We start from the raw sequence: 21,541 nt of genomic DNA on the forward strand, positions 1-21,541 counted from the left end.
TTTTCAATAAATCTTTATATGTTAAAGGAGAATTATTAAATAAAAGAAAGGGGATTGAGATGAAAATAAAAATAGGAGTATTTGGGTTAATTTTACCTATTGTTTTATTGTGTTCTTGCCAACAGACCGATACGGAGAATAGTAGTGAAGACTCAAAAGTTATGGACACTGTCCTTCTTGTTGTGGATAAAGAATCTTTTATTGGGGCTTCCATAGATGAAAAAGATAAAGTAGTCGATTTAGAAATAGCAGACGTTGAAAACGCAAGTAAGGTACGAAGCAAAATTAACGAGCAATTAGAAAAACAAGGTATCCAACCACGTACAATTCATATTAACCAGAAAAATATGGCGCAAGTAAAACAAGAACATAGATGGGATGAAATTCAAAGTAGCCTGTTTAATGAATTATTTAAGTCAAAAGGGTATAAGGAGTTTACACTTCAACAAATTTCTATGAGTTCGAATCAACCTATTACTCTAGGTGTTCATACTCCTGTAAAGAATTCAGATGTAGAAGCACATGCATATGCAAAAAAGGTTGAAAATGATATAAAGGAGTTTCTTAGCACAGAGAAACTTAAAAGTTGGGTTAAAGCTGATTCTTATATGATTAAAGTATATAACCAGGATAAACAAGTAATTAATTAACACATAAAAGTACCATCGGCATACACCGCAACTCCTAATCCACTAGTTCTATACTTTGCGTCTACCCAGACACTTTGAGGGCGATAAAAATTAGTGCCTTTTCCAATCCACATGTTACTTCTGAAGGACATTGCACCGAAATCATAAGTATTCATGCTGTAAAGAATGTTGTTCTGTTTATGTTGTTGCATCTGTTCTATCTCGGTTTTAGAGTAAGTTTTAACTACCTTACCGTCTTGATCGATTTCCTGCATAAATACTTTATCAGTATCTGATGGGCGATTTATATTTTTTGTAGGTGAAGTAGAAGTAGATGTAGTAGCAGAAGAAGTTGGAGTTTCGGCGTATGCCTGAAGGGATACAAATAAGGCAAGTTAAATATCTCAATAATATAGTGAAACAGGATCACCGTTTCATTAAGAAACGTGTGCGTTCTATGTTAGGATTCGAGTCATATGAACCAGCCATATAAATGATTAAGGGGAGGAAGAATTATGTCCAATAACGTAATCCAGTAATGAATAAAAATGATCTATTTCAGGATAATCTTCCAAAGCTATCTCCAAACTTTTGGAAAATAAAGCGTGATCATCTATTAATAAAATATTCATAGGAATCATCTCCCTTCATAGGAAATAGCAACACATACACCAGAAGGATTATATTCTGAAATTGTCATTTTACCGTTTAATAAAAGCAGCTGTTCCTTGATAGAATTCAATCCTCTATGGTCATTAGAAATCTGCTTTTAATTATACCAAATATTAGTATTCCTTCCTTTTAACTATTTTATTAGACGTTCTATATAGCACGCTTGCAGCTATGCATCCATTTTTTATATTTCTTTATTTTTTTATATAATTTTTAATACGGTATGTGAAATTTTATAAGAAGTCTTGTTATTCCTGCAGCAAACAAAAGAGATGCTTTCAATGAATAAGCATCTCTTTTCCCTCTTACATACGTTTAAACTAATGACTTTGTTTCTCGCAATACTTCAATAAAATACTCCCAGTTATTCACAACAGAGGGGATGTTTACATGCTCATCTGGTGTATGAACATGAAACATATCTGGTCCAAGAGAAATTGCATCTAATCCTGGGATTTTTTCCATAAATACACCACACTCAATTCCAGCATGAACCGCAAAAATCTCTATATCTGTGCCATACTTTTCTTTATGCACCTTTTCAAATAAGCTGCGAATTGAGGAATTTGGATTGTATGGCCATTCTGGATATTCAGATTCTTTTTCAAACTGCGCTCCCACTACTGCTGCAATATGCTTAATTTCCTCTACAATATGTTGTTTTAAGCTTTTCACAGAACTTCTTACTTCGTTTCTTAATTTAATTTCATTATGTAACGTTTCAACAACACCTAAATTTGTAGAACTTTCCACTAGTCCTTTTATTTCCATGCTCATGCTTTGAATACCGTTAGGAATTAGGAATAATGAAGAAATGAGTTGTTTTTGTGTTTCTTTTGCAAATACATTTTCAACTGTTTCTTCTAATTTCGTAAGAGAAACAGTTACATCTGGGTCCACAGCGCGCAGTTCTTCTTGTAAAGTGCTTGTCCACTCTTTTACTTTCTCTTCGACTTTTTGCATATCACTTTCAGAAAGTAAAATTGTTGCTGCACTTTCACGCGGGATTGCATTTGTTTTTAATCCACCATGAACGTCACTCATAGAAAATGCAATTTCATTGGATAAATCATAAAGGACTCTGCCTAAAAGTTTATTGGCGTTTCCTCTTTCTTTATCAATTTCCATACCAGAATGTCCACCTTTTAATCCGCCAACAAAAAGACGACACGGTAATACGTTAGCTGGCGTTTCTTCCCAAACAATAGAAATGGTTTCAACTGCTTTGGCGCCGCCCGCACTACTTACTAATAATTTATGATCTTCTTCTGAATCAAGATTTATAAAGATTTTACCGCTAAAATGACTTGGATCAACTGCAAAAGCGCCGCCCATTGTTGTCTCTTCTTCTGTCGTAATTACAACTTCAAGAGCAGGATGTGGAATATCAGTTGCGTCTAATAATGATAATGCATAGGCAATTGCAATCCCATTATCCGCACCTAACGTTGTATGATTCGCATACAGCATATCCTCCTCAATTCGTAATTGAATTGGATCTTTCTCAAAATCATGAACAGTTGCTTGATTCTTTTCACATACCATATCCATATGCCCTTGAATAATAATCGTTGGCACATTCTCATATCCAGCTGTCGCTGGTTTCTTAATAATGACATTTAACGCATAATCTTGTACAACTTCTAAATTTCTCTCTTGCGCAAATTTGACTAAATAATCACTAATTGCTTTCTCATTTCCTGATCCTCTTGGAATCTTTGAAATTTCTGCAAAATGATAAAATATAGGGTGCTTAACTAATTCCGTTACACTTGTATACATACGCTTCCCCTCTTTTCATTAAAATAAAATTGCATTTTGATTTTACCTACACCTTATTACCATGTAACAAGGTGTAGGTTTATATAAGTATTGTATCATTTTCAAATGATATATGACCGGTTTGTACTTCTTACAAATTTCGTAACTTTGTCCATTAAGATTTATAATTTATACCCTTTTAATACTACACTGCCTAACTAAATTCACATTACATATAAAATAAAAAAGCCTTTAAAGCAATGTTATTTTTCAATATACTATAGGGGGCACTCACAATATAAATCATCTAGAAAACCCAAAATAGATGTGCGTTATGACACATCTATCCATTTTTTATATTAAAGTTGTATATGCTTCGGAATTTCCCCTTCTGGCACTTCTCCATCCATGCTCAAATAATAATGCCGAATTGGTTTTAAGTTATCATCTAATTCATAAACAAGCGGAATGCTCGTAGGAATATTTAATGTAACAACGCCATCATCGGATAAATGATCTAAATATTTTACAAGCGACCGGATTGTATTCCCATGCGATGAAATAATTACTTTCTCGCCCTTTTGTAATACTGGCACAATTTCTTCATGCCAATACGTCAGAACTCGTTTTGTTGTATCTTCTAGGCACTCGGTAAGAGGAAATTCTCCTTCTTTTAAATGTTTATATCTAGGGTCTGAAAATTCATAACGCGGATCGGCTTTCGTAAGTGCTGGCGGTCTTACATTTGTACTTCTGCGCCATATATGTACTTGTTCTTCTCCGTACTTCTTCGTCGTTTCATCCTTATTTAAGCCTTGCAGTGCACCGTAATGACGTTCATTTAAATACCATGATTTATAGACAGGTACCCAGGCAAGATCCATCTCATGAAGAATAATCCAAAGCGTTCGAATTGCTCGTTTTAATACAGAAGTGTATGCTACGTCAAACGTATAGCCATTCGCCTTTAAAATTTGTCCTGCTTCTCTTGCTTCCTGTAATCCATTTTTCGACATATCAACATCGGTCCATCCAGTAAACCTATTTTCCACATTCCACACACTTTGACCGTGACGAAGAAGCACAAGCTTAATCATAACAATATCTCCTCCAAGGAATAAAATGTTTACATCTATCACGCACTACTCTTATATTGTTCTTAGTTTCAATTTAGATAATTCAGTGTCAGAAAGGTCGCGATGTTTGTAATCCATGAGTTGAACCTGGCCCCCACCTTTTACTCGAAATGTCATCGTCTCTTCTCCATACGGCGGATTATGGGCCCCTTTAAACGTAATAACTTGAACAATAACATAAAATTCAAAGCTCGCTTTATCTTTCTCAATACTTAATATTCTTTCGCTTCCTCTGTACCATAGCCTACTTTCACCATAATAATCTTTTACAGCACCACCGATATACTCTACAAGTCGTTCGATAAGAACTTCCTTTAGCAATTCTTTCGGAACAGGTATTCTATTTATAGTCTTCTTTTCTTTTCGTAAAATCGTCCAATTCTCATGTATGTTCTTCATATGATAAAGAGCATTCACACCATTTTGTTTTACAATATGAACATATCCAAAATTCCCTTTTACATACACTCTCGGTTCTAATACCCATTGTTGTTCTCTCCGTAAAATTTCAAAAAATATTTTTGTTAAGGAAGTAACTTTTCCTACATTAATAAGTTCGACAAAATCGTCTAGAACATACAAATGATATCCATTTATATTCACATCAAAATAATCTTGTACTTTGTTCTTTTCTTCACCGTGTACGAAGCTAGTTAAAGAAAACATAAATAAAGTGAAAATAATGATTACAACAAACTTCTTCATCAAATCACCTCGCCTGTTAGTATGTCCTAAAGTTTTTATGCACATAAAAAAAACATGAGTCCCCTTTTCAAAAGGTACTCATGTTTAATAATTACTATATTTCTATCGTCCGCGCTTTTTCTGTCCCGGCTTTGCACTATGCTTCTTTTTGCTCGGTTGACCAAAACCAGATTTCTCTGTTTTCGGTCCTTCTTTTCTATCACGGCGTCCAGATTGACTAAATTGCTTCTTCTCTTTAAATGGTTTCTTTTCTTTTGGCTTTTGCGATCTTTGTTCTTTGTTCTCAGATTCTTGTTTGTTAGGTAGTTCTACTACTTGTCGTTGTAAGGATGCGTTAATTCCTTTTTCAATTTGCTGTAAATACATTTTATCTTTTGGCGCAACTAATGTAATCGCCAATCCACTTCCACCAGCACGGCCTGTCCGTCCAATGCGGTGAATATAACTTTCAACATCTTCTGGAATGTCGTAGTTAAATACATGCGTAACACCTTCTACATCAAGTCCTCTTGCTGCTACGTCTGTTGCGATTAAATATTGACTTTCAGCATCCCGAAAACGCTTCATAACACGCTCGCGTTTTGCTTGCGATAAATCACCGTGCAGTTCATCACAGTTATATCCGTATCCCTTCAGCGCCTCATACAAATTAGTAGCTCTTCGTTTCGTACGGCAGAAAATAACTGCTAAAAATGGTTGATCTTGTTCCATCAGTTGACGAAGTGTATCTTGTTTTGCCCTGTCTGTCGTTTCAACAACGCGTTGTTGAATATTATTTACTGTAACCTCTGCACTTTGAATTTTTATGATTTCAGGTTTGTTCATATAGCGCTTTGCAAGCGATTGAATTTGTTTAGCCATCGTCGCAGAAAACAACATCGTTTGTCTTTCAACAGGTGTTTGTTCAATAATTTCTTCTACCTCTGGTAAAAAACCAAAATGCAGCATTTGATCTGCTTCATCTAAAACGAGCATAGATACATGCGATAATTCAATTGTCCTGCGGCGTAAATGATCTAATAAACGGCCCGGTGTCGCGACAACAATATGTGTATTTCCTTGTAATTTCTTCATTTGCTGTGAGACATCTTGTCCGCCATATACCGCAAGCACATGAATATCATTTACATGCACAGTCATTTTTTCAATTTCGCTTGTGATTTGCAGTGCTAATTCTCGTGTTGGCGCTACAATTAACGCCTGGACATGACTTGACTGCGGATTTATTTTTTCTAATATCGGCAAAATAAATGCTAATGTTTTTCCTGTTCCTGTTTTTGCTTGTCCAATAATATCTTTTCCTGCTAGTACTACTGGGATTGCTTTTTCTTGAATCGGTGTTGATTCCACAATTCCATTTTCTCTTAATGTATCATTTAACGTAGTGCTAATTCCTAATTCTAAAAAACTTTTCAAATCGATCACTTCTTTTCACTATTTTTCATATCAAATATTGATTGTACCATTTATTTTGCTAAAGATGAAAAATAAGATTACATTCATTCTATTTTTCAAATATAAAATAACCCCTCACTTCAAAACGTACTACCATTTAAATGAAGGGTTACTAACAATTGAATTATTTTTTTCTTATTTCTTTTTGTATTTTTCTTAATGCTTTTTTAGAGCCTCGTTCTATATCATGTTGCAGCTTTCTCTCTTTATAACTTACAAACAAAGTATTTAAATCATAGCCTTCTGGATACAACTCTGCTGCTTTCAGTTCCAAAATAACACGCTTATAATTTACTTCAATAAACTCTTCTTTGTATAGTACTACAATATTATTGAAACTATCTTTTGTCTTGTATACAATACCAGAATCATTGTGATCCAATAATGTTACTTTGTCTCCAATCTCATACTCATAAGTTTCTTTCGTTTTCACCGCGTTCACTTCAGGCTTCTTTATTTTATTTTCTTTTACAAGCTCTAAGTTATAATCTTTATTTTCCATATAACACTGTGCTCGCTCCAAAACATGTCCCCGTAAATTCATCTTTCTAGAGATCCAAAGTGCGTTACTATCCCCAGATTCTCCAATCATTAATTGATACATCGGCTCTAATGTTTCATTATGAAATTGCATAGCCGCATTCATAAAGTCACTGTGAATTTCTGAGAATCGTTTAATTTCACCATAATGAGTCGTCGCAACTGTAATACAACCCATTTGATAAAACTCTTCTAAAATGGCAATCGCAAGTGCAGCACCTTCATTCGGTTCTGTACCACTACCAATTTCATCAAATAACAACAACGTATTATTGTTAGATATTCTCATAATTTCTGAAATGTTTTTCATATGTGAAGAAAACGTACTTAAAGCATTTTCAATACTTTGATTGTCACCTATATCTACAAAAATAGAATCAAAAAGGGCAATTTCAGTCTCTTCATCACCATGAATATGAAACCCTGACATTGTTGCTAAAGTTAATAATCCAATTGTTTTCAAAACAATTGTTTTTCCTCCAGCATTTGGTCCCGTAATGACTAAACTGCGATATTCTTTTCCAATCTCAAAATGTAATGGAATAATCTCACCTTGTAAAAGAGGATGTTTACATTCAACTAGTTTTATATATCCATGACTATTTAATTTCGGTGCGATTCCACCTATACTCTTACTAAATTTAGCTTTCGCGAAAATCATATCGTATTGACTTATAAGCTCAATATTAATTTTGATATCACTAACATTCTCAAAAATCATTCCTGATAAAGTGGCTAATATTTGATACTCTTCTATCGCCTCTTCCGCTTTTAAACTCGCTAACTCACCGCTTAATTTTGAAATAACAGCTGGTTCCATAAAGACTGTTGAACCTTTAGAAGACATCTCTACAATGGTTCCTGCAACTTGATTTTTATAAGAAGCCTTAATAGGAACAGTAAATCGATCGTCTTTTTTGCTAATAAAGAATTCTTGAATATACTCCTTATTTGCACTACTTTTTAAAAATTTATTTAAGCGATCTCCAATCTTTCCTTCTGCTGTTTCGATATGATTGCGAATTCGCTTTAATTCTTTACTCGCCGCAGAATCAACTCGATTCCCTTTAATTGAAAAATGAATCTCTTCCTCAATATTTTTGAACTCTGACATCGAGTATGCGTAAGAACTTAAAACAGGTGCAAAAAATGCTTTACTTAACATATATCCCTTAATTTTTCTGCATCCTCTTAAAAAATCTGATACGTTCACTAATTCAGCTGGTTCCAAAATCATTCCTTTTTCCAGCTTCCCAATTATGCTTTCAACATTGGAAATTCCAACTAATGGAACGTGACTTTCGGTATTCAATATTTCTTTCGCTTCGGTTGTTTCATTTAAACGATTTTTAACCACTTTTATATTCGAACTTGGTTGTAGTTTATCTAATAATTGTTTTCCTAATCCACTTACACAATATGACTTCACAATTTCCTTCAATTCGTTATACTGCAATTTTTCAAAAGTCATTGTATTCATTTTTTGTTCTCCTCACTATGATTTATTGATCGAATCATGTATGAAGATACCTAATAATCAGATTTCAATAAGTTTATATAAGAAAAAACTTCTCTCAGTGAAGATCGGTCCCCATCCATCTGGAAGAACTCTTCCTATCCAAAAGCCGTAAAAAAATAAAAAAGCTGCGGGGATACCACAGCTTTACATACATTTACAAGACAAGTGTAGAAACAAATATTTATTATTAAACAAACCTTCTCAAAATAAAGGTCTAGGTCTTTAATAACAAATACCGCTACATGCTTTATAAAGTATTGTAGGTATCTTCATAGGTAACTTAAATAAATCCACAACCAAATACAGGGTATAAATTGATATAAAAATACCCAATGGCATTAGATTTATTTCATTAAATTTTTGCCTATTTAGATACTACTCCACTCACAAAAAGCACCTCGTCTAATTTATTTTTTATTCTCATTGAAATCTAAATTATGGAATTATTATACTATATGTACAAAATCAAGTAAAGGTACATCACATTACTTTTGAACTACCCGCCACTTAACGTCCTTGTGGACTGTTTGAAGTGGGGGATTCCTACGAACACCAAAGTATTCTTTAGTTATCTTAGTAGGCTATCCCCGTAGTTCCTACGGTTAGAAGTCTTACAGCTTCGTTTTTAAGGTTTTGTCCTGCGTTAATATCCCTGTCATGATGTGTGCCACAAGAAGGGCTATCCCATTCACGAAGATTTAGATTCTTAACGTCTTTGTTTTGGTAACCACAACAAGAACAAAGCCAAGTTTGGGTAATTTTATTTTATCTCCTGCAATCGCAATATTTCCGTTTGTTTGTTTTGTTGTATAGGATTGGATTTTATTCTTTTTAGACTTAAAGCGAGGTGCTTCTGTTTGTTTTTTTAAAAAACGAGTGAACGCATCTGCAAGGTTTTTGAGTACAGATTGCAAGGAAATACTGTCCACTTCTTTTAACCACATGAATTCCTTTTTCAATTGTGTTAATTCTGCTGAACAAGAATGATATGTCAATCCTTTTCCTGTTTCCTTGTATGTGTCATTCCAACGTGCCAAAAATCGATTGAATACGAAGCGAGAACAACCAATCGTCTTAGCGATTAAAATTTCTTGTTTTTTGTTTGGGTATATACGGAATTTGTACGCTTTATTGACAATCATGACCTTCCCCTCACACGTTACAATATACATATTATACCAATTTTAATATATTTTATATGTCATTTTAGAGGTGAAGACATGGAAAAACAAACAGTAGTATTACGATTTCCCAAAATTCTTTTAGAGAGAGTGGATACATACAAAGAGCAAAAGGGTTTTGGCACTCGTACACAAGCTATTTTCACTTATTACAAGTAGCAGTCGGACAGTCGAGATGGTAAATAGCCATCCCTTGTCCGAAGGCGATTCATCCCACACCTACTCATTGGGCTACGCCCTTCACACTCCTTGAGGTGGGAGTGTTCTCGCCTATTTTAGATAAAATTGTTCCGATGAAGATTTTTATAAAAATAATTTCCCTATTCTGTTGTAAGCTGTACTTCAAACTCTATAATAGATTCCCCGTTTTCCCCTATACTTTCTACCGTAATTTTATTAATTGTAAACTCCATAGTATCTCGAAGTGGAGGAAGATCTTTTATTACACGCAAGGCCATTTCTTTATCATTTTTTCTTCCTACTGTAACATGTGGAAGATAAGGGATCTCTTTACAAAGAAACGGTTGAAGAAAATCTGAATACAACTTATTATGTAGCTCAATTATGTTTTCTTTTCCTTCTTCTATGAGTAAAAATAAGTATTCCTTTGCATTGGTAACCAATGAACTTAACGTAATATGAAAAGAATTCATATTACTTACATTTGTTATTATATGCTTTTTTAAACGCTCGTTTGACACTTCACTTATGAAAGGAAATACTAATGTAATGTGAGGAGGAATTAAACCAAATAAAGGATCATGCTTTCTTCTTATTTCTTCAATTTCATACAAATCATCACTATTTAAAAAAAGTAATATTGTTCTTTGCATCATAACTATAATCTCTTTCTAAACAGCGCTGTCCAAAGAAATGCTTCTCCAAACACATCATTCGGTTGCTTAATTTCATTCATTTTACGCAGCTCAATAACTTCAAAATCTTGAAAAACGTTACGCAGTTTCTCTTCTAAATACGCAATTCCTCCCTGCAAGCCCCACCCTCGATATACATCCCAATCTGATATTTCCGAACCATTTTTTTCGTCTAGTTCTCCCGCAGCAAAGCACGTTAAACCAAAATACCCGTTTGGTTTTAATGCCTTCTTCACTAATTCGACATAATGGATTCTTCGGTGAGGCGGTATATGGTGTAAACAACCAGAATCATATACGAAGTCATATTGGTTCCAGACTTGTAAATCGAATATAGACTTACAGATAAAATGAACTGACACATTTTGCTCAGCCGCTCTTTCTTTCGCCCATTTTATCCCTTCTTCTGATAAATCAACTGCATCTACTTCACAACCTGTTTTTGCTAAATACAAAGCATTTCTGCCAGGACCACAACCCAGCTCCAACACTTTTCCTTTCTGAATCATCTTTCTATCAAAATATGAAACTAAATTTTCATCGGGCACATCCGCAAAGAAAGGGACTTCTTTATCGCGATTAGAATAGAACTGATTCCAAAATGGTTCAGGAGATCTTAATAGAGAATCTAACATTGTTATTACATCATCCATACTATGTAACGTTTCATTTTTCATGAGTGAACTTCCCCTCCCATAAATTATAAGTTCCCATATTATTATACCAAATATTAACTTCACTACGTTCGAACATTCAAAATATTAAAATGATTTAAAACCCTTAAAACATACATTTCAAGAACAGGAAGAATAGATACAAACGAATCGCTTAGAAATATTAATCATCCTAAATTTTCATCTCTAAGTTTCATTGATACAATTCTTCATCAACTTAATCCTATTTGTTTAAGGAAATAGTACAAGCCTCCTTCTATTCTCATTCATAACCTATTAATGGAATCCACTTTCATAACCTACTTCCTCTATCAGTAAAATACATAATAATCATTTGGAAAGGTAGGTGAATTTACAAATCATTCGTTTTTTGATTAGTATTGAATTTAGGGTAACAACAGCCCTAATTGTTATTCTTTCTTTTTATTTAGGTAAAGGTAATTTTATGGATGGGTTTAACGAGTTAGCAAATATAAAACAAAATCTAGACTGGTATGTTTGGGCATATGTGATTTATAGATTACATCATCATCACGCCTTATTAGAAGAGATGAAAAGTGATAGTGATAAAGAAGATACAAGTTGAGTTATTTTTGCATACTGTAATGAAATATTTCCTGTATCTGTTTATTTAATTATTGAGAGTCAAGTTTTTTCAATTCCCCCTCACCTTTAAAGGGCTAAACCATACGTTTTATGAAAGCTCGTCTTAATTTGTAACCTTTAACATCCAAGTACCTCTTATAGCACCTTCCTTAAAAAGAGCATTTGTAAAATGGTGTTCTTATTTATTGTACTCGATATAATACACAACTCTTCTTATATTCCTACTAACTTCCTAAAAGCCGCGACCAATTATATTTAAAATACATGTAATAAAGTAAGGGTTGTCTACTATTCAGACTACTCAAATCTAATTAATGAAAGGGTGTTATATATGGGTTGTTGCCCTGATCCTCAATTTGTCACTTTTTCTACATGTGATGATTTTACTACAACTGCTGCTGATGTAGTTGGTGGAGTTACTGTATTTGATAATACTGGTGGGCCAATACTTTCTGGTTACGTTACTTTAACTAACTTTTCTACAAGCAGTAGTACTACTTTTTTAGCAAACAATGGTACAAACATTATATCCGCATTGAACCAAGGAGACAGCAAGACTGTTTATGTAGCAAATATAGGAACATTGGTTGCTTTTTCCGGTGCTGCTGGTCAACCTGTTACTGGTAGAGTTTGTGTTGATGCTTCTAGACGAGTAGCGTAACCTACGAAAAGATATTAATCCATTTTTGGGTTAATATCTTTTTTTAATCACTGTGTTTTTCTAAATTTCTTACTAATTATTCCCTATTATTTGTAAACGTATATGTGATTTTTAAATATTATATATAATACGTATTTATATTATTTAGAAATGAGGCATTGTACATGACAAGAAACCTTTGTAATTCTATGCCAATTCACTATCCAATTGGAATACCTTGTTCTTTTCCTGTTCCGATTTATGATCCACCTCAAAATCCGCAAGAAGAATGCAAAGTTGTATGTAATGACATTTGCGGTAACTTTTTACTTAGTGATCATTTTACTTTTCTTGAAGTTTGGGAAAAGAAAGTTCATAATTCTATTACTGGTACTGTTACAGTTTATAACGATATACAAAGCTCACTTGTTGAAGTTAATGTGGAACAAAATACAGGAAACCCTATTCTTTTCAAAATTCCCCCTGGAAATTCGGTTTCTAAAACAATTCAAAATATCAAAGCAGTTACAATTCGTCTTATCCAACCTGGTAGTGCGAACGGCAAATTCTGCTTAGATATATGTTTTGCTATAGACAGATAAGAATGGTAGGATAAATAGATTTGTAGTAAACGTCAAGCAACTCCAAAAGCAATCTTCATTGTATATTTTGGAGTTACTTGACGTTTACAAAGATGATACATTCATCATCAGCGTGGATTTGTCAGCCGCGCCCTATTTCACTTTCATGTGTATAAAAGAGTGGCTCTTTTGTATTTAATGTCGTTCTTCGAAATGAAGTAGTATGTTACAAGTTAACCATTTCATAACCATTTACAAAGTACTCTATTGTTTCTAACTCATCTTCGTTTAATTCTCTATCAAGTTCTTGTTTATACGCTGTTTTTATTTTTTCGGCATCGCCTTTATATGTTTCCGTGTAGGTACCTACTGTTTTTAACAAACGAATCTCTTGCAAAAACTCATTTCGATCAATTGCTTTCCCGTGTGAAAGAATATAGGTCTTTGCATCAAACTTCTCTAATTCTTGTATTAATTCAAACGTTCGTTTCGTTGTATAGTTCCACTTCGTAGAAAAAATATCTGCATAGATACAATCTCCTAAAAACAATATCTTTTCTTCTTTAATATAAATAACAACGGAGTCATGTGAATGGTCACCTCCCACATGCTTTAACACACATGTCACATCACCAAGATCTAATTCAAGTTGTTGCTTAAATGTTAATGACGGTAAGACAATTTGAATATTTCTTGGTCGTTCACTGAATTCTTTTTTAATACAACTAGCACAAAATTCAATTTCTGTACCTTCTTTTACTCGTCTGTCCAAGGCCTCGTCTGTCCATTCATAAGAAACGAGTGTACTCATCTCTTTTTTTGTTTCACTATGTGCGATAGACAAAGCATTTTTTAATACAGGTAATCCAAAAATATGATCCCAATGCCAGTGTGTTAATGCGACGAAATCAGGACTTGAGATGTTCTGTTCGTTTAGCATTTCTAAAAACAAATGTATATGTGCTTCTGAATTACCTGCATCTATCATCAAATTCTTTTCTTTTCCAACTACCATTCCTAAGATAGGTCTATCTGTTTCAGAAACAGGTGTCATATACCAAAATGAATGTCCTATTTTTTTAATTTGCTGCATAACTATTGCCTCCATTTATAACTGTGTAAAAATTGCCAGCCTAGAAATTTCTTAACTTTTTATTTTGATTACTAATAAACCAATATTTTAATCTTTTTTGTCTTACGAACTCACCTTTCAATTATATTGATTATATAACAATTAAATTTATTATAAAGTTTATCATTTTATCCCCTCTAAAATAAGTATATACAATTGAAAACTTTATAATTGGCTTTAATGTTATAAGATTAAGGAGTAAGTAATAAAAAATGATGGAGGGATCTAAATGTCAAAATTAAACATCCAACCCGAAATGTCAATTGAAGAGTTAGGACAAAAAGTATCTGATTATCTAAAGGACCATTGGGAAGAAGTTCTTGCAAATACCTATTGAGGAACTCCAAAAATTATTTCCTGAGTATGAAGATGCTACGTATGGTATGTACTTAGATAAACTACTTCCCCCAGCATGGAAAGAGCTTGAGAATGCTGGTTTTCAATCTGCTGAAAAAACAAAGGAAGATGACTTTATTATTGCGGGGTGCTTAAATTTTAGAAATTCTATTAAAAAAGCAAAATGGGGAACGCCTGATCATGAAAAGCGTATCTTTTGGATTGTCATTAAAAACCAAAACAAACAATTAATTGGTACTTTTCTTTTTGAACTATCTCATTCTCATGTAAATTTCAACCTCCCTTCAGCTCCAAAATTAAAGACTTTTACAAGTACTGAAAGAAATGAAATTATCCAAAAAATCCTAATCCTAAACAAAAATTCTTGATGTTTCTAAAATCAGACGCTAATGCAACATAATTTAAGAAATAGGAATCACCATATATGCTCCTTAACTTAATAGATTTTAATACCCTTAAATACAAAAAAATGTTATTCTTTTTGTAGAAATATACAGAAAGGATAACGTCTTTTTTGCTTTATGGATAGTGCAAAATCTTAATTTGATAGTAATGTGCCGCTCCCTATATACAATGTTATGAAAAAGGAATATTACTTGAATTTACAGAACTGTAACTTATCTAAATCTAATCAGTTTTGGAGGGTTTACATTGTTTCTTAATTATCATAGTAATACAGATTTTTCTCCTATATTAAATCACGTTTTAAACACATTCACCCAAGTAATTTGTTCGGGAGCCTCAACTATAGTGATTCATAATGATTCTATTGTGTTAGAAGAATATATAGGAAAGCAATCAGATAAACCTAATGCAAGAATTGTACAGCCTGATACTCAGTTTCATGTAGCTTCGGTAAGAAAAAGCTATATTGGATTTGCCGTGGCATATGCCATTTTTTATGGTTATATAAAAAGTATAGATGACTTTGTATTAACCTATTTACCAGAGCTTGAAGAAGAAAATAAGCAATTGCGTGAAAAAGAAAACGAAAAGCTTACTGATTACTTCATGAAGTTATAAAATTAGGAACGTACATATTAGACATATCTAAAATGTACGGTCCTTTTACAATTTGAATTTCTTTTTAAGCTTCTTATATTTTCTATATGAACGTCTAACAATGTTTAACATGAAATACGGTATTTTAACAGGGAAAGGCAATTTATAAATGAAAGGTAAGTAAAATGTAAAATATGCCTTTTCTAGGTCTCTCCACTTACTATCTTCTTTTGTTTTTAAGAAATCAGATACATCGACTACATATCCCCTTCCGTTTTCCATCATCACATTTTTCCCGTGAACATCACAAGGAGTTAATCCTCGTTCCCTTGCATACTCTAAAGCTTCATTGATGTCAAGGATTACCTGCTTAGGAATTTTAATACCCTTATGAATAGCATCGTATAAGGTAATTTCTTTTAAACGATTCAATACTATGAAATTTTCTCCTTTATATATAAGCTTCGAATAAGAAGGATGATTTCCTATTCTTCGGTATACTTCTGACTCTTTTTCAATTCCTTCTCCTTCTCGTGCGTAAACTTTCACTACCCAATCTTTGTATTCTTTGTGCATAAATACTGCAGCATAATTACCTGTCCCTAAACACTTCCAAAGTCTAGGAATATCTTTAACTACTACAGGCTCGAATTCATCCTCACTTCTTATGCTTACCTCTTTTAATAATTCGTCCTTTATCAATCTCACAAAACTATTTATACTCATCATTTCCACTCCGGTTTTGTTAAAAGGGGTCCCATCCACATTTTAAAATAAATATGTCAAAACATATACAATTTAATTTTCCTCATACTGTTTGGCAAGTTTATAAAATGAGGAACGTTTGATGCCATACTTTTTCATAGCTCCTACGGCTGTAATTGAACCAGATTTCCATTCCTTGTAAGCATCCATAAATTCTTCTGTTATTTCGACAGGCGGACGTCCTAAACGTTTACCTTGCTTCCTGGCAAGAGCAATTCCTTCAGCTTGACGTTGTTTAATATCAATTGGCTCCTTTTCTGCAAAGACTGATAATATTATAATTTTACCAATTATGTCTGTAAAGGTATACTCTAATTGAATTTTGACTCCTGCCGTATGGCTACTTCCACCTGAATCTTGATAATGTGAAGAAAACTTATCTGGAAGCTGAAATGTTGTAGAATCTAGAATCCGAATGTGTTTAAAGGCCGTGGCATATTGATGAATTATTTCTTTTGCTGAACGAATCTTTTTTCTTTAGCTAGGTGTTCTAGAGCATGAGGAAACATATGTCGTTGTAATTCTTCGGCAATCGATTAAAGTTCGTCAAGAATCGAAAGACCCATAAAAAAACGCCATCCTTTCCTATAATTCTACAGAAAGGATAACGTCTTTTTTGCTTTATGGATAGTGCAAAATCTTAGTTCCTTTTATATAATCAGTGAACTCAGAAGTCAATGAATCTCCTAGTTTAATCAGCTTATATGTTCTTGTCATAAAAAATCTTTAAAATGGTTTTATAATCTGGAATTTGTAACTTTAAGTATTGATTTATAAAGTTTTCGTTATCATATGGTACTTTTTTCAATTCAACAGAGAATTGCCCAGCATCAAAATTAACAATACCGTATTGAGCGAATGGTTCATGGTTACATCCTAGTGAGCCTGGATTTAAAAAAGTTTTGTCCATTGCTTGAAAAAAATGAACAGGATGATGATGCCCAAAACAAATTAGTTTTTCTCCATAGTCATGAAATAAGTCTAAAAGATGTTCTTGCGTCGGCTGAACAATTTGACTGAAAGGATCTTTACTTATATGTTCAGATAGTTTGTTATGGTTAATATGGTAGTGAATTAATGCTGTAGGTGTTTGTTCAATGGTTGTTTGTATATATCTTGAAAGTTTATTTAATTTAAGAACAAAGGATTTATCTAGATCTTGCGCAATCCATTCATGATGATTACGTAATTCCCCAATATTATGACTTTCCGGATATTGCTCACCGTTAATTAAGGCCAATATAGCTTCATCATGATTACCTGTAATCATTGAGGTATCATTGCGAGAAAATAGCGCTTCTAAAACCTCGTTTGTTTGATGGCCAATACCAATCATATCGCCTAGACAGTATATGTGTTCTATATCTTCTCGTTTGTCTATTTCCTGTAGGACAGCCTGTAATGCTACAGCATTTCCATGTATATCTGTTATGAACGCTATATTTTTCCCCATAAAAATTCTCCCTCATAATAATTCTAATCTCTATTTCATCATTGTATATCATATTTATTTGAGGTTAACATAAGGTACCATTGTTGGAAGTGGAATGAGCTTACACATCCAAACTGTTGATGATAGCTAACATTTGATGATCTGTCCATTTGCCATTAATCTTTACATTTTCTTTAGCTATCTCTTCTTTTTTAAACCCTACTTTTTCTAATACACGAATAGATGCTATATTGTCAGGCATAGCTCCTGCTTCAATTCTATGTAATTTTAATTCTCTAAAGGCAAAGTCTACAACAAGTTGAAGGGCTTCTGTTGTATAGCCATTTGCATTATACGCCTTATCTAAAGTAAATCCCGTATTACAGCTTTGGACGTCTCCTCTAGCGATTTGAGTTAATGAAATGTCTCCGATAAGTTTATCAGTTGCTTTTAAAAAGATTCCAAAAGGATATACTTGCCCTTCATCTGTCTTTTTTAATGCCTGTTCAAGGCGTATTTTTTGATGTTCTTCTGTATAAAAGACTTCTGGGAGTAATGGGCAAACTCGTTGGAAAAACTCGCGATTTCTGGTATGTAATTTAGCTAACTCGCTGGCGTCAGATATCTTGTAAAGTCGAAGATATATTTGTTTCCCTACTAGTTTCATAAAATCCCTCCGATATCTTTTTAATACAATTTTATCATGGTTAATGAAAGAAAAGATTGATGAATATCATATTCACGTAAAGTTGACATAACGTAACATAATAAAAAATTGAATATCGTCTAGAATCCTTTTATAACAAGGGATTCACTCACTCTCCGATATTATAAAACATGCAGAATTTTATACATTACCGCAATGTTGGCTATACTCCATAGAAAATCTTCTCCTTACTTTATTTCAGTAAAAGTTTTAAAGTGACCTGTAGTTTTTTAAATTTAACCATCATTACGGTATATGAAATTTTACATTTTTTTTGCTTCTAAACTAAAGAATCGAGCATTGACATATCAATGCTCGATTCTTTAGTTCTTAAATTTTTCTTTAGCCGCTCGCATCTTCACTTGTAAATCGTGATCGACAGCGTTGCGAATGTTTCGTTCTACTGCTTCCATTTCTTTTTGAAATCCTTTTAGATAGATCGTAAGTTCTTCTTCTTTCTCTGAACGCTGCGCCGGTGGTATTTGCGCAATGAGTGATAACATATCTACTAAGTCTTTCATTAAGAAAGTTTCGAGTTTATGTTGCTGTTCAAACATACGATTTTCTTGATAGTACGGAATCGCTTGCAGCACAGAGATTGTCACATCATCAATACTTCTTTGCAATGATGGATTTACGGAACGTTTATACATTTCAATACGTTTTAATGCATCTGGATAACGGTCATAAAAGTACAACTTGTAAAACGAGAAATCTTGTGGTTTGGATGGCTGCTGTAATTCTCGCTTCAAGAATTCTTTTACTTTCATCGTTGTCATTTCCATATCTTCACTTGTAACTTGCTTTGTTGTTTTTACAGTGTAGTGAAGTTTTTTCTGTTTTTCCTTCGGTAGCATGGAAAAAACTTGTTCTTTTGTGCGCGCGTTAGTTGTACAAAAAAGAACGGTGAACGCTTTTTGACTACTGCTTCCTTCTGTACGAATCCAGCGGTAAAACAACGGATGCTGTGTGAATTCTTGCAAGAAAGGTACTGTGCTGTGCGATAAACGCTCCATTGAGTCTGTCGCTCGTTTATACGGTTTTGTCCATGATACATAAAATTTCCGGCCAAAATAAGCAAGTAAAATTACTGCTGTAAGTCCTATCAAAAGGACTATGCCGATAAGTAACAAAATAAATTCAAAGAAACCCATGTTTTCACCTCCTCTATTGCAGTCTATTTAGACTACCGCTGAATGAGCTTCTTTTTCATTTCATCGTTGAACGTGTCTAGTTCTTTTACAAACATTTTACTTGATTCAATAATACGTTCTGTTGATTTTTCAGACGCTTCAATCGCCGCGAATACGTTTTGGAATGATTCGCGAAGTTTCTCCATACCGATTGCTGGATTTTCTAATAACTTAGTCGTTTCTTCTGTATTTTGCTTTAATGCTTGTGAATTACTTAATATCATCGATTCGATTGCTTCGTTTGTTGCATTCACAGCATCAATTGTTTTCCTTTGATTCGTTAACGCCAATTGAATAGCTGCTGATACTGTGACAACATTTTGCGTCATTGTAATTGCATTTCGAATCGCTTCTGTTAACTTTTCATTATTTTTCTTAATAATATCAACAGAGGCTATTGATTGTAATAACACACTCTTTGCTTGCTGCATATTACGCGTACGTACAAGTATCTTTTCTAGCGCATCGTTAATTAATGGAATATCTTTTTGCCGCTCTGGATTTTGTTTTTCTACTTCCAGCATATCCGCAAGCTTCTTACCTAAATACACTTGTTTGTCCAGCGCATGAATCTTTTGCTCGGATTGTTCTTTTAACATTTCTAAACCGACGCTGTCTTCTCGTAAATTATCACGACCGACTAATAGCGCCTTTATAATCTCTTCAATTTGTTTATCAATGGATTGATATTTATGAACATACGTTTCCATCGGATTTTTCTTAAATACTTTGAACATAATTCGTTTCATACCAGATGCATTAAGTGAATTCGGATCTAATTCTGAAACAACTTTACGTAAATCAAGCAATGTTTTAGGAATATCTTCATTTTTCCCATTCATCATCGCCGTTACTGGACGTTTTAATGCCGTTAATGTTTGCCCTGCGTCGCGTTGTTCTTTATCTCCTAAATCAGCAAGTTGTGCCAGTACTTTTGAAAGATCTGCATTATGTTCACTATTTAACTTTTGTACATACAAATCTGCTTCTTTATTTAGTTCAGCTAATTCTTCATCTTTAATGACTGAATCTACGACTACTTCGATATTGTCCTGTGATAAGATTTCCTTCTTTTGCAATTCCGTCAACAAAATCGCTCCTTTATATACATACACTTATAATTATGGTTAGGTGACCATATCTTGAAACGGTCTTTGTAGCATTCATTCCCCGTTTTATATTATAAGTATACCTATTGTATTTTTAATTGTCCTCAGACTTAAGGCTGAGAAACATCCATTCTTAGGGCGTATTCTTTCTTTTACAAGTTAACAATTCTTCTTGTATATTCTATTTAAGTATTTTTCCGCATGACATAAGCGCCCATCTTAAAAGGCAATAACACTGTTTCGAACTTCTTCTCTTCTTCGACTAAACCAAAAAAATTCTGTAATTCTTCTGCATGTGAAGTTGCATTATCAACGACGATAATACCTTTAGGCATTAAAATGCGTTTCATGTCTTCCCACCACCACATATATTGCGTACGTTCTGCATCTAAAAAAATAAAATCATACGACTTGTCTAGCTGTTCTGATAAAAATGCCCCAGCTTCTTGATTATGGATATGAATATAGTTTGCGAGGTTTGCCTTTTGGAAGTTTTCATTTGCTTCTGCCACTCGTTTTGATGAAAGTTCAACTGTTGTAACAGTTCCCTTTGTTTCCTCAGCAGCATTAGCAAGCCATATTGTAGAAAATCCATTTGATGTTCCAATTTCTAATATGTGTTTTGCGTCACGCATTTTCACCATAATGGATAAAAACTGCCCCATTTCTTTAGAAACATTACGCAATCTCTCTTCTCTCGTTTCTTTTGTGTGATCATGTTCTAATCCGAATACTTCAAGATCTTGCAGTAATTTTTCTACTTCTATTCTCATACATATTCCCCTTTCATCTCTAAACATGAAAAATAGTATATGGATGATGTCAAAAATGTGATGTAGGTCTACCTACAATTATATGCTATTAGAAAGGC

The 21,541-nt window shown here is 33.5% G+C and carries 20 protein-coding genes and 5 pseudogenes; 7 read left to right on the top strand and 18 right to left on the bottom strand.

Going from position 1 to position 21,541, the window contains the following annotated elements:
• Nucleotides 1-59: 59 nt before the first annotated feature.
• Both H280_RS0111740 and H280_RS0111750 read left to right on the top strand, forming a co-directional pair.
• Nucleotides 60-650: a DUF4030 domain-containing protein gene (locus H280_RS0111740; protein ID WP_020061323.1), complete on the top strand. Its 591-nt coding sequence runs from the start codon at nucleotides 60-62 to the stop codon at nucleotides 648-650.
• A 340-nt stretch (nucleotides 651-990) separates the two neighbouring features.
• Nucleotides 991-1,116: pseudogene (locus H280_RS0111750) on the top strand (IS6 family transposase); the annotation flags it as partial.
• A gap of 49 nt (nucleotides 1,117-1,165) precedes the next feature.
• Here H280_RS0111750 and H280_RS26745 read toward each other — a convergent pair.
• The 9 genes and pseudogenes from H280_RS26745 to H280_RS0111800 form a co-directional block, all read right to left on the bottom strand.
• A pseudogene (locus H280_RS26745) lies at nucleotides 1,166-1,270 on the bottom strand (DNA-binding response regulator); the annotation flags it as partial.
• Nucleotides 1,271-1,616: 346 nt separating this feature from the next.
• Nucleotides 1,617-3,083 carry an aminoacyl-histidine dipeptidase gene (locus H280_RS0111760; RefSeq protein ID WP_020061327.1) on the bottom strand — a complete coding sequence of 489 codons (1,467 nt, stop codon included), beginning with the start codon at nucleotides 3,081-3,083 and terminating at the stop codon, nucleotides 1,617-1,619.
• Between the two features lie 338 nt (nucleotides 3,084-3,421).
• Nucleotides 3,422-4,159 carry a 2,3-diphosphoglycerate-dependent phosphoglycerate mutase gene (gpmA, locus tag H280_RS0111765; RefSeq protein WP_020061328.1) on the bottom strand — a complete coding sequence of 246 codons (738 nt, stop codon included), beginning with the start codon at nucleotides 4,157-4,159 and terminating at the stop codon, nucleotides 3,422-3,424.
• Between the two features lie 51 nt (nucleotides 4,160-4,210).
• A complete protein-coding gene (locus H280_RS0111770; RefSeq protein WP_020061329.1) occupies nucleotides 4,211-4,903 on the bottom strand; it encodes a DUF3888 domain-containing protein in 693 nt (230 codons plus the stop codon).
• Nucleotides 4,904-5,005: 102 nt separating this feature from the next.
• Nucleotides 5,006-6,328 (bottom strand): DEAD/DEAH box helicase, encoded by a 1,323-nt coding sequence (locus tag H280_RS0111775; protein WP_028411206.1) that lies wholly within the window; start codon nucleotides 6,326-6,328, stop codon nucleotides 5,006-5,008.
• A gap of 154 nt (nucleotides 6,329-6,482) precedes the next feature.
• Nucleotides 6,483-8,378, bottom strand: coding sequence for an endonuclease MutS2 (locus H280_RS0111780; RefSeq protein WP_020061331.1), 1,896 nt, complete (start codon nucleotides 8,376-8,378; stop codon nucleotides 6,483-6,485).
• Nucleotides 8,379-8,990: 612 nt separating this feature from the next.
• Nucleotides 8,991-9,559 (bottom strand): annotated as a pseudogene (locus H280_RS23535) (RNA-guided endonuclease TnpB family protein).
• 359 nt (nucleotides 9,560-9,918) lie between these two features.
• Entirely contained in the window at nucleotides 9,919-10,434 is a 516-nt protein-coding gene (locus H280_RS0111795) for a 2'-5' RNA ligase family protein (RefSeq protein WP_020061334.1), read from the bottom strand.
• 2 nt (nucleotides 10,435-10,436) lie between these two features.
• Nucleotides 10,437-11,150, bottom strand: coding sequence for a class I SAM-dependent methyltransferase (locus tag H280_RS0111800; protein ID WP_020061335.1), 714 nt, complete (start codon nucleotides 11,148-11,150; stop codon nucleotides 10,437-10,439).
• A 442-nt stretch (nucleotides 11,151-11,592) separates the two neighbouring features.
• Between H280_RS0111800 and H280_RS25765 the strand changes: the two genes are divergently transcribed.
• From H280_RS25765 to H280_RS0111815, 3 genes are all read left to right on the top strand, one after another.
• Complete coding sequence (locus H280_RS25765) at nucleotides 11,593-11,733, top strand: hypothetical protein (protein WP_155895000.1); 141 nt, start codon at nucleotides 11,593-11,595, stop codon at nucleotides 11,731-11,733.
• A 351-nt stretch (nucleotides 11,734-12,084) separates the two neighbouring features.
• Nucleotides 12,085-12,414, top strand: a complete 330-nt coding sequence (locus tag H280_RS0111810) for an S-Ena type endospore appendage (RefSeq protein ID WP_020061337.1) — start codon at nucleotides 12,085-12,087, stop codon at nucleotides 12,412-12,414.
• A 164-nt stretch (nucleotides 12,415-12,578) separates the two neighbouring features.
• The gene (locus H280_RS0111815; RefSeq protein ID WP_020061338.1) at nucleotides 12,579-12,995 is read left to right on the top strand and encodes an S-Ena type endospore appendage; all 417 of its coding nucleotides are present in this window, start codon (nucleotides 12,579-12,581) and stop codon (nucleotides 12,993-12,995) included.
• Between the two features lie 205 nt (nucleotides 12,996-13,200).
• On the opposite strand, the gene H280_RS0111820 is transcribed toward H280_RS0111815, so the two are convergent.
• Nucleotides 13,201-14,067: an MBL fold metallo-hydrolase gene (locus H280_RS0111820; RefSeq protein ID WP_020061339.1), complete on the bottom strand. Its 867-nt coding sequence runs from the start codon at nucleotides 14,065-14,067 to the stop codon at nucleotides 13,201-13,203.
• Nucleotides 14,068-14,426: 359 nt separating this feature from the next.
• Between H280_RS0111820 and H280_RS23540 the strand changes: the two genes are divergently transcribed.
• Entirely contained in the window at nucleotides 14,427-14,831 is a 405-nt protein-coding gene (locus H280_RS23540) for a DUF6022 family protein (protein WP_020061341.1), read from the top strand.
• Between the two features lie 283 nt (nucleotides 14,832-15,114).
• A complete protein-coding gene (locus H280_RS23545) occupies nucleotides 15,115-15,486 on the top strand; it encodes a beta-lactamase family protein (RefSeq protein WP_231401780.1) in 372 nt (123 codons plus the stop codon).
• A 45-nt stretch (nucleotides 15,487-15,531) separates the two neighbouring features.
• On the opposite strand, the gene H280_RS0111835 is transcribed toward H280_RS23545, so the two are convergent.
• The 8 genes and pseudogenes from H280_RS0111835 to H280_RS0111865 all read right to left on the bottom strand — a co-directional run bounded on the left by H280_RS0111835 (nucleotide 15,532) and on the right by H280_RS0111865 (nucleotide 21,443).
• Nucleotides 15,532-16,200 carry a serine/threonine protein kinase gene (locus tag H280_RS0111835; RefSeq protein WP_081625651.1) on the bottom strand — a complete coding sequence of 223 codons (669 nt, stop codon included), beginning with the start codon at nucleotides 16,198-16,200 and terminating at the stop codon, nucleotides 15,532-15,534.
• Between the two features lie 63 nt (nucleotides 16,201-16,263).
• A pseudogene (locus H280_RS26465) lies at nucleotides 16,264-16,512 on the bottom strand (recombinase family protein); the annotation flags it as partial.
• Nucleotides 16,513-16,536: 24 nt separating this feature from the next.
• Nucleotides 16,537-16,739 (bottom strand): annotated as a pseudogene (locus H280_RS27010) (IS4 family transposase); the annotation flags it as partial.
• Nucleotides 16,740-16,930: 191 nt separating this feature from the next.
• The gene (locus H280_RS0111845; RefSeq protein ID WP_020061345.1) at nucleotides 16,931-17,683 is read right to left on the bottom strand and encodes a metallophosphoesterase family protein; all 753 of its coding nucleotides are present in this window, start codon (nucleotides 17,681-17,683) and stop codon (nucleotides 16,931-16,933) included.
• A 100-nt stretch (nucleotides 17,684-17,783) separates the two neighbouring features.
• Nucleotides 17,784-18,329: a GNAT family N-acetyltransferase gene (locus tag H280_RS0111850; RefSeq protein WP_020061346.1), complete on the bottom strand. Its 546-nt coding sequence runs from the start codon at nucleotides 18,327-18,329 to the stop codon at nucleotides 17,784-17,786.
• Nucleotides 18,330-18,691: 362 nt separating this feature from the next.
• Nucleotides 18,692-19,522 carry a DUF3974 domain-containing protein gene (locus H280_RS0111855; RefSeq protein WP_020061347.1) on the bottom strand — a complete coding sequence of 277 codons (831 nt, stop codon included), beginning with the start codon at nucleotides 19,520-19,522 and terminating at the stop codon, nucleotides 18,692-18,694.
• A gap of 32 nt (nucleotides 19,523-19,554) precedes the next feature.
• Nucleotides 19,555-20,649 (bottom strand): toxic anion resistance protein, encoded by a 1,095-nt coding sequence (locus tag H280_RS0111860; protein WP_020061348.1) that lies wholly within the window; start codon nucleotides 20,647-20,649, stop codon nucleotides 19,555-19,557.
• A gap of 206 nt (nucleotides 20,650-20,855) precedes the next feature.
• On the bottom strand, nucleotides 20,856-21,443 hold the full coding sequence (locus H280_RS0111865) for an O-methyltransferase (RefSeq protein ID WP_020061349.1): 588 nt from the start codon (nucleotides 21,441-21,443) through the stop codon (nucleotides 20,856-20,858).
• Nucleotides 21,444-21,541 lie beyond the last annotated feature (98 nt).

The sequence above is a fragment of the Bacillus sp. 123MFChir2 genome, from assembly GCF_000383235.1.
GTDB lineage: Bacteria > Bacillota > Bacilli > Bacillales > Bacillaceae_G > Bacillus_A.

Coding starts and splice junctions, on each gene's coding strand:
- H280_RS0111740 (WP_020061323.1), top strand. CDS start 60: ATGAAAATAAAAATAGGAGTATTTGGGTTAATTTTACCTATTGTTTTA.
- H280_RS0111760 (WP_020061327.1), bottom strand. CDS start 3,083: ATGTATACAAGTGTAACGGAATTAGTTAAGCACCCTATATTTTATCAT.
- gpmA (WP_020061328.1), bottom strand. CDS start 4,159: ATGATTAAGCTTGTGCTTCTTCGTCACGGTCAAAGTGTGTGGAATGTG.
- H280_RS0111770 (WP_020061329.1), bottom strand. CDS start 4,903: ATGAAGAAGTTTGTTGTAATCATTATTTTCACTTTATTTATGTTTTCT.
- H280_RS0111780 (WP_020061331.1), bottom strand. CDS start 8,378: ATGAATACAATGACTTTTGAAAAATTGCAGTATAACGAATTGAAGGAA.
- H280_RS0111795 (WP_020061334.1), bottom strand. CDS start 10,434: ATGATGCAAAGAACAATATTACTTTTTTTAAATAGTGATGATTTGTAT.
- H280_RS0111800 (WP_020061335.1), bottom strand. CDS start 11,150: ATGAAAAATGAAACGTTACATAGTATGGATGATGTAATAACAATGTTA.
- H280_RS25765 (WP_155895000.1), top strand. CDS start 11,593: ATGGATGGGTTTAACGAGTTAGCAAATATAAAACAAAATCTAGACTGG.
- H280_RS0111810 (WP_020061337.1), top strand. CDS start 12,085: ATGGGTTGTTGCCCTGATCCTCAATTTGTCACTTTTTCTACATGTGAT.
- H280_RS0111815 (WP_020061338.1), top strand. CDS start 12,579: ATGACAAGAAACCTTTGTAATTCTATGCCAATTCACTATCCAATTGGA.
- H280_RS0111820 (WP_020061339.1), bottom strand. CDS start 14,067: ATGCAGCAAATTAAAAAAATAGGACATTCATTTTGGTATATGACACCT.
- H280_RS0111845 (WP_020061345.1), bottom strand. CDS start 17,683: ATGGGGAAAAATATAGCGTTCATAACAGATATACATGGAAATGCTGTA.
- H280_RS0111850 (WP_020061346.1), bottom strand. CDS start 18,329: ATGAAACTAGTAGGGAAACAAATATATCTTCGACTTTACAAGATATCT.
- H280_RS0111855 (WP_020061347.1), bottom strand. CDS start 19,522: ATGGGTTTCTTTGAATTTATTTTGTTACTTATCGGCATAGTCCTTTTG.
- H280_RS0111865 (WP_020061349.1), bottom strand. CDS start 21,443: ATGAGAATAGAAGTAGAAAAATTACTGCAAGATCTTGAAGTATTCGGA.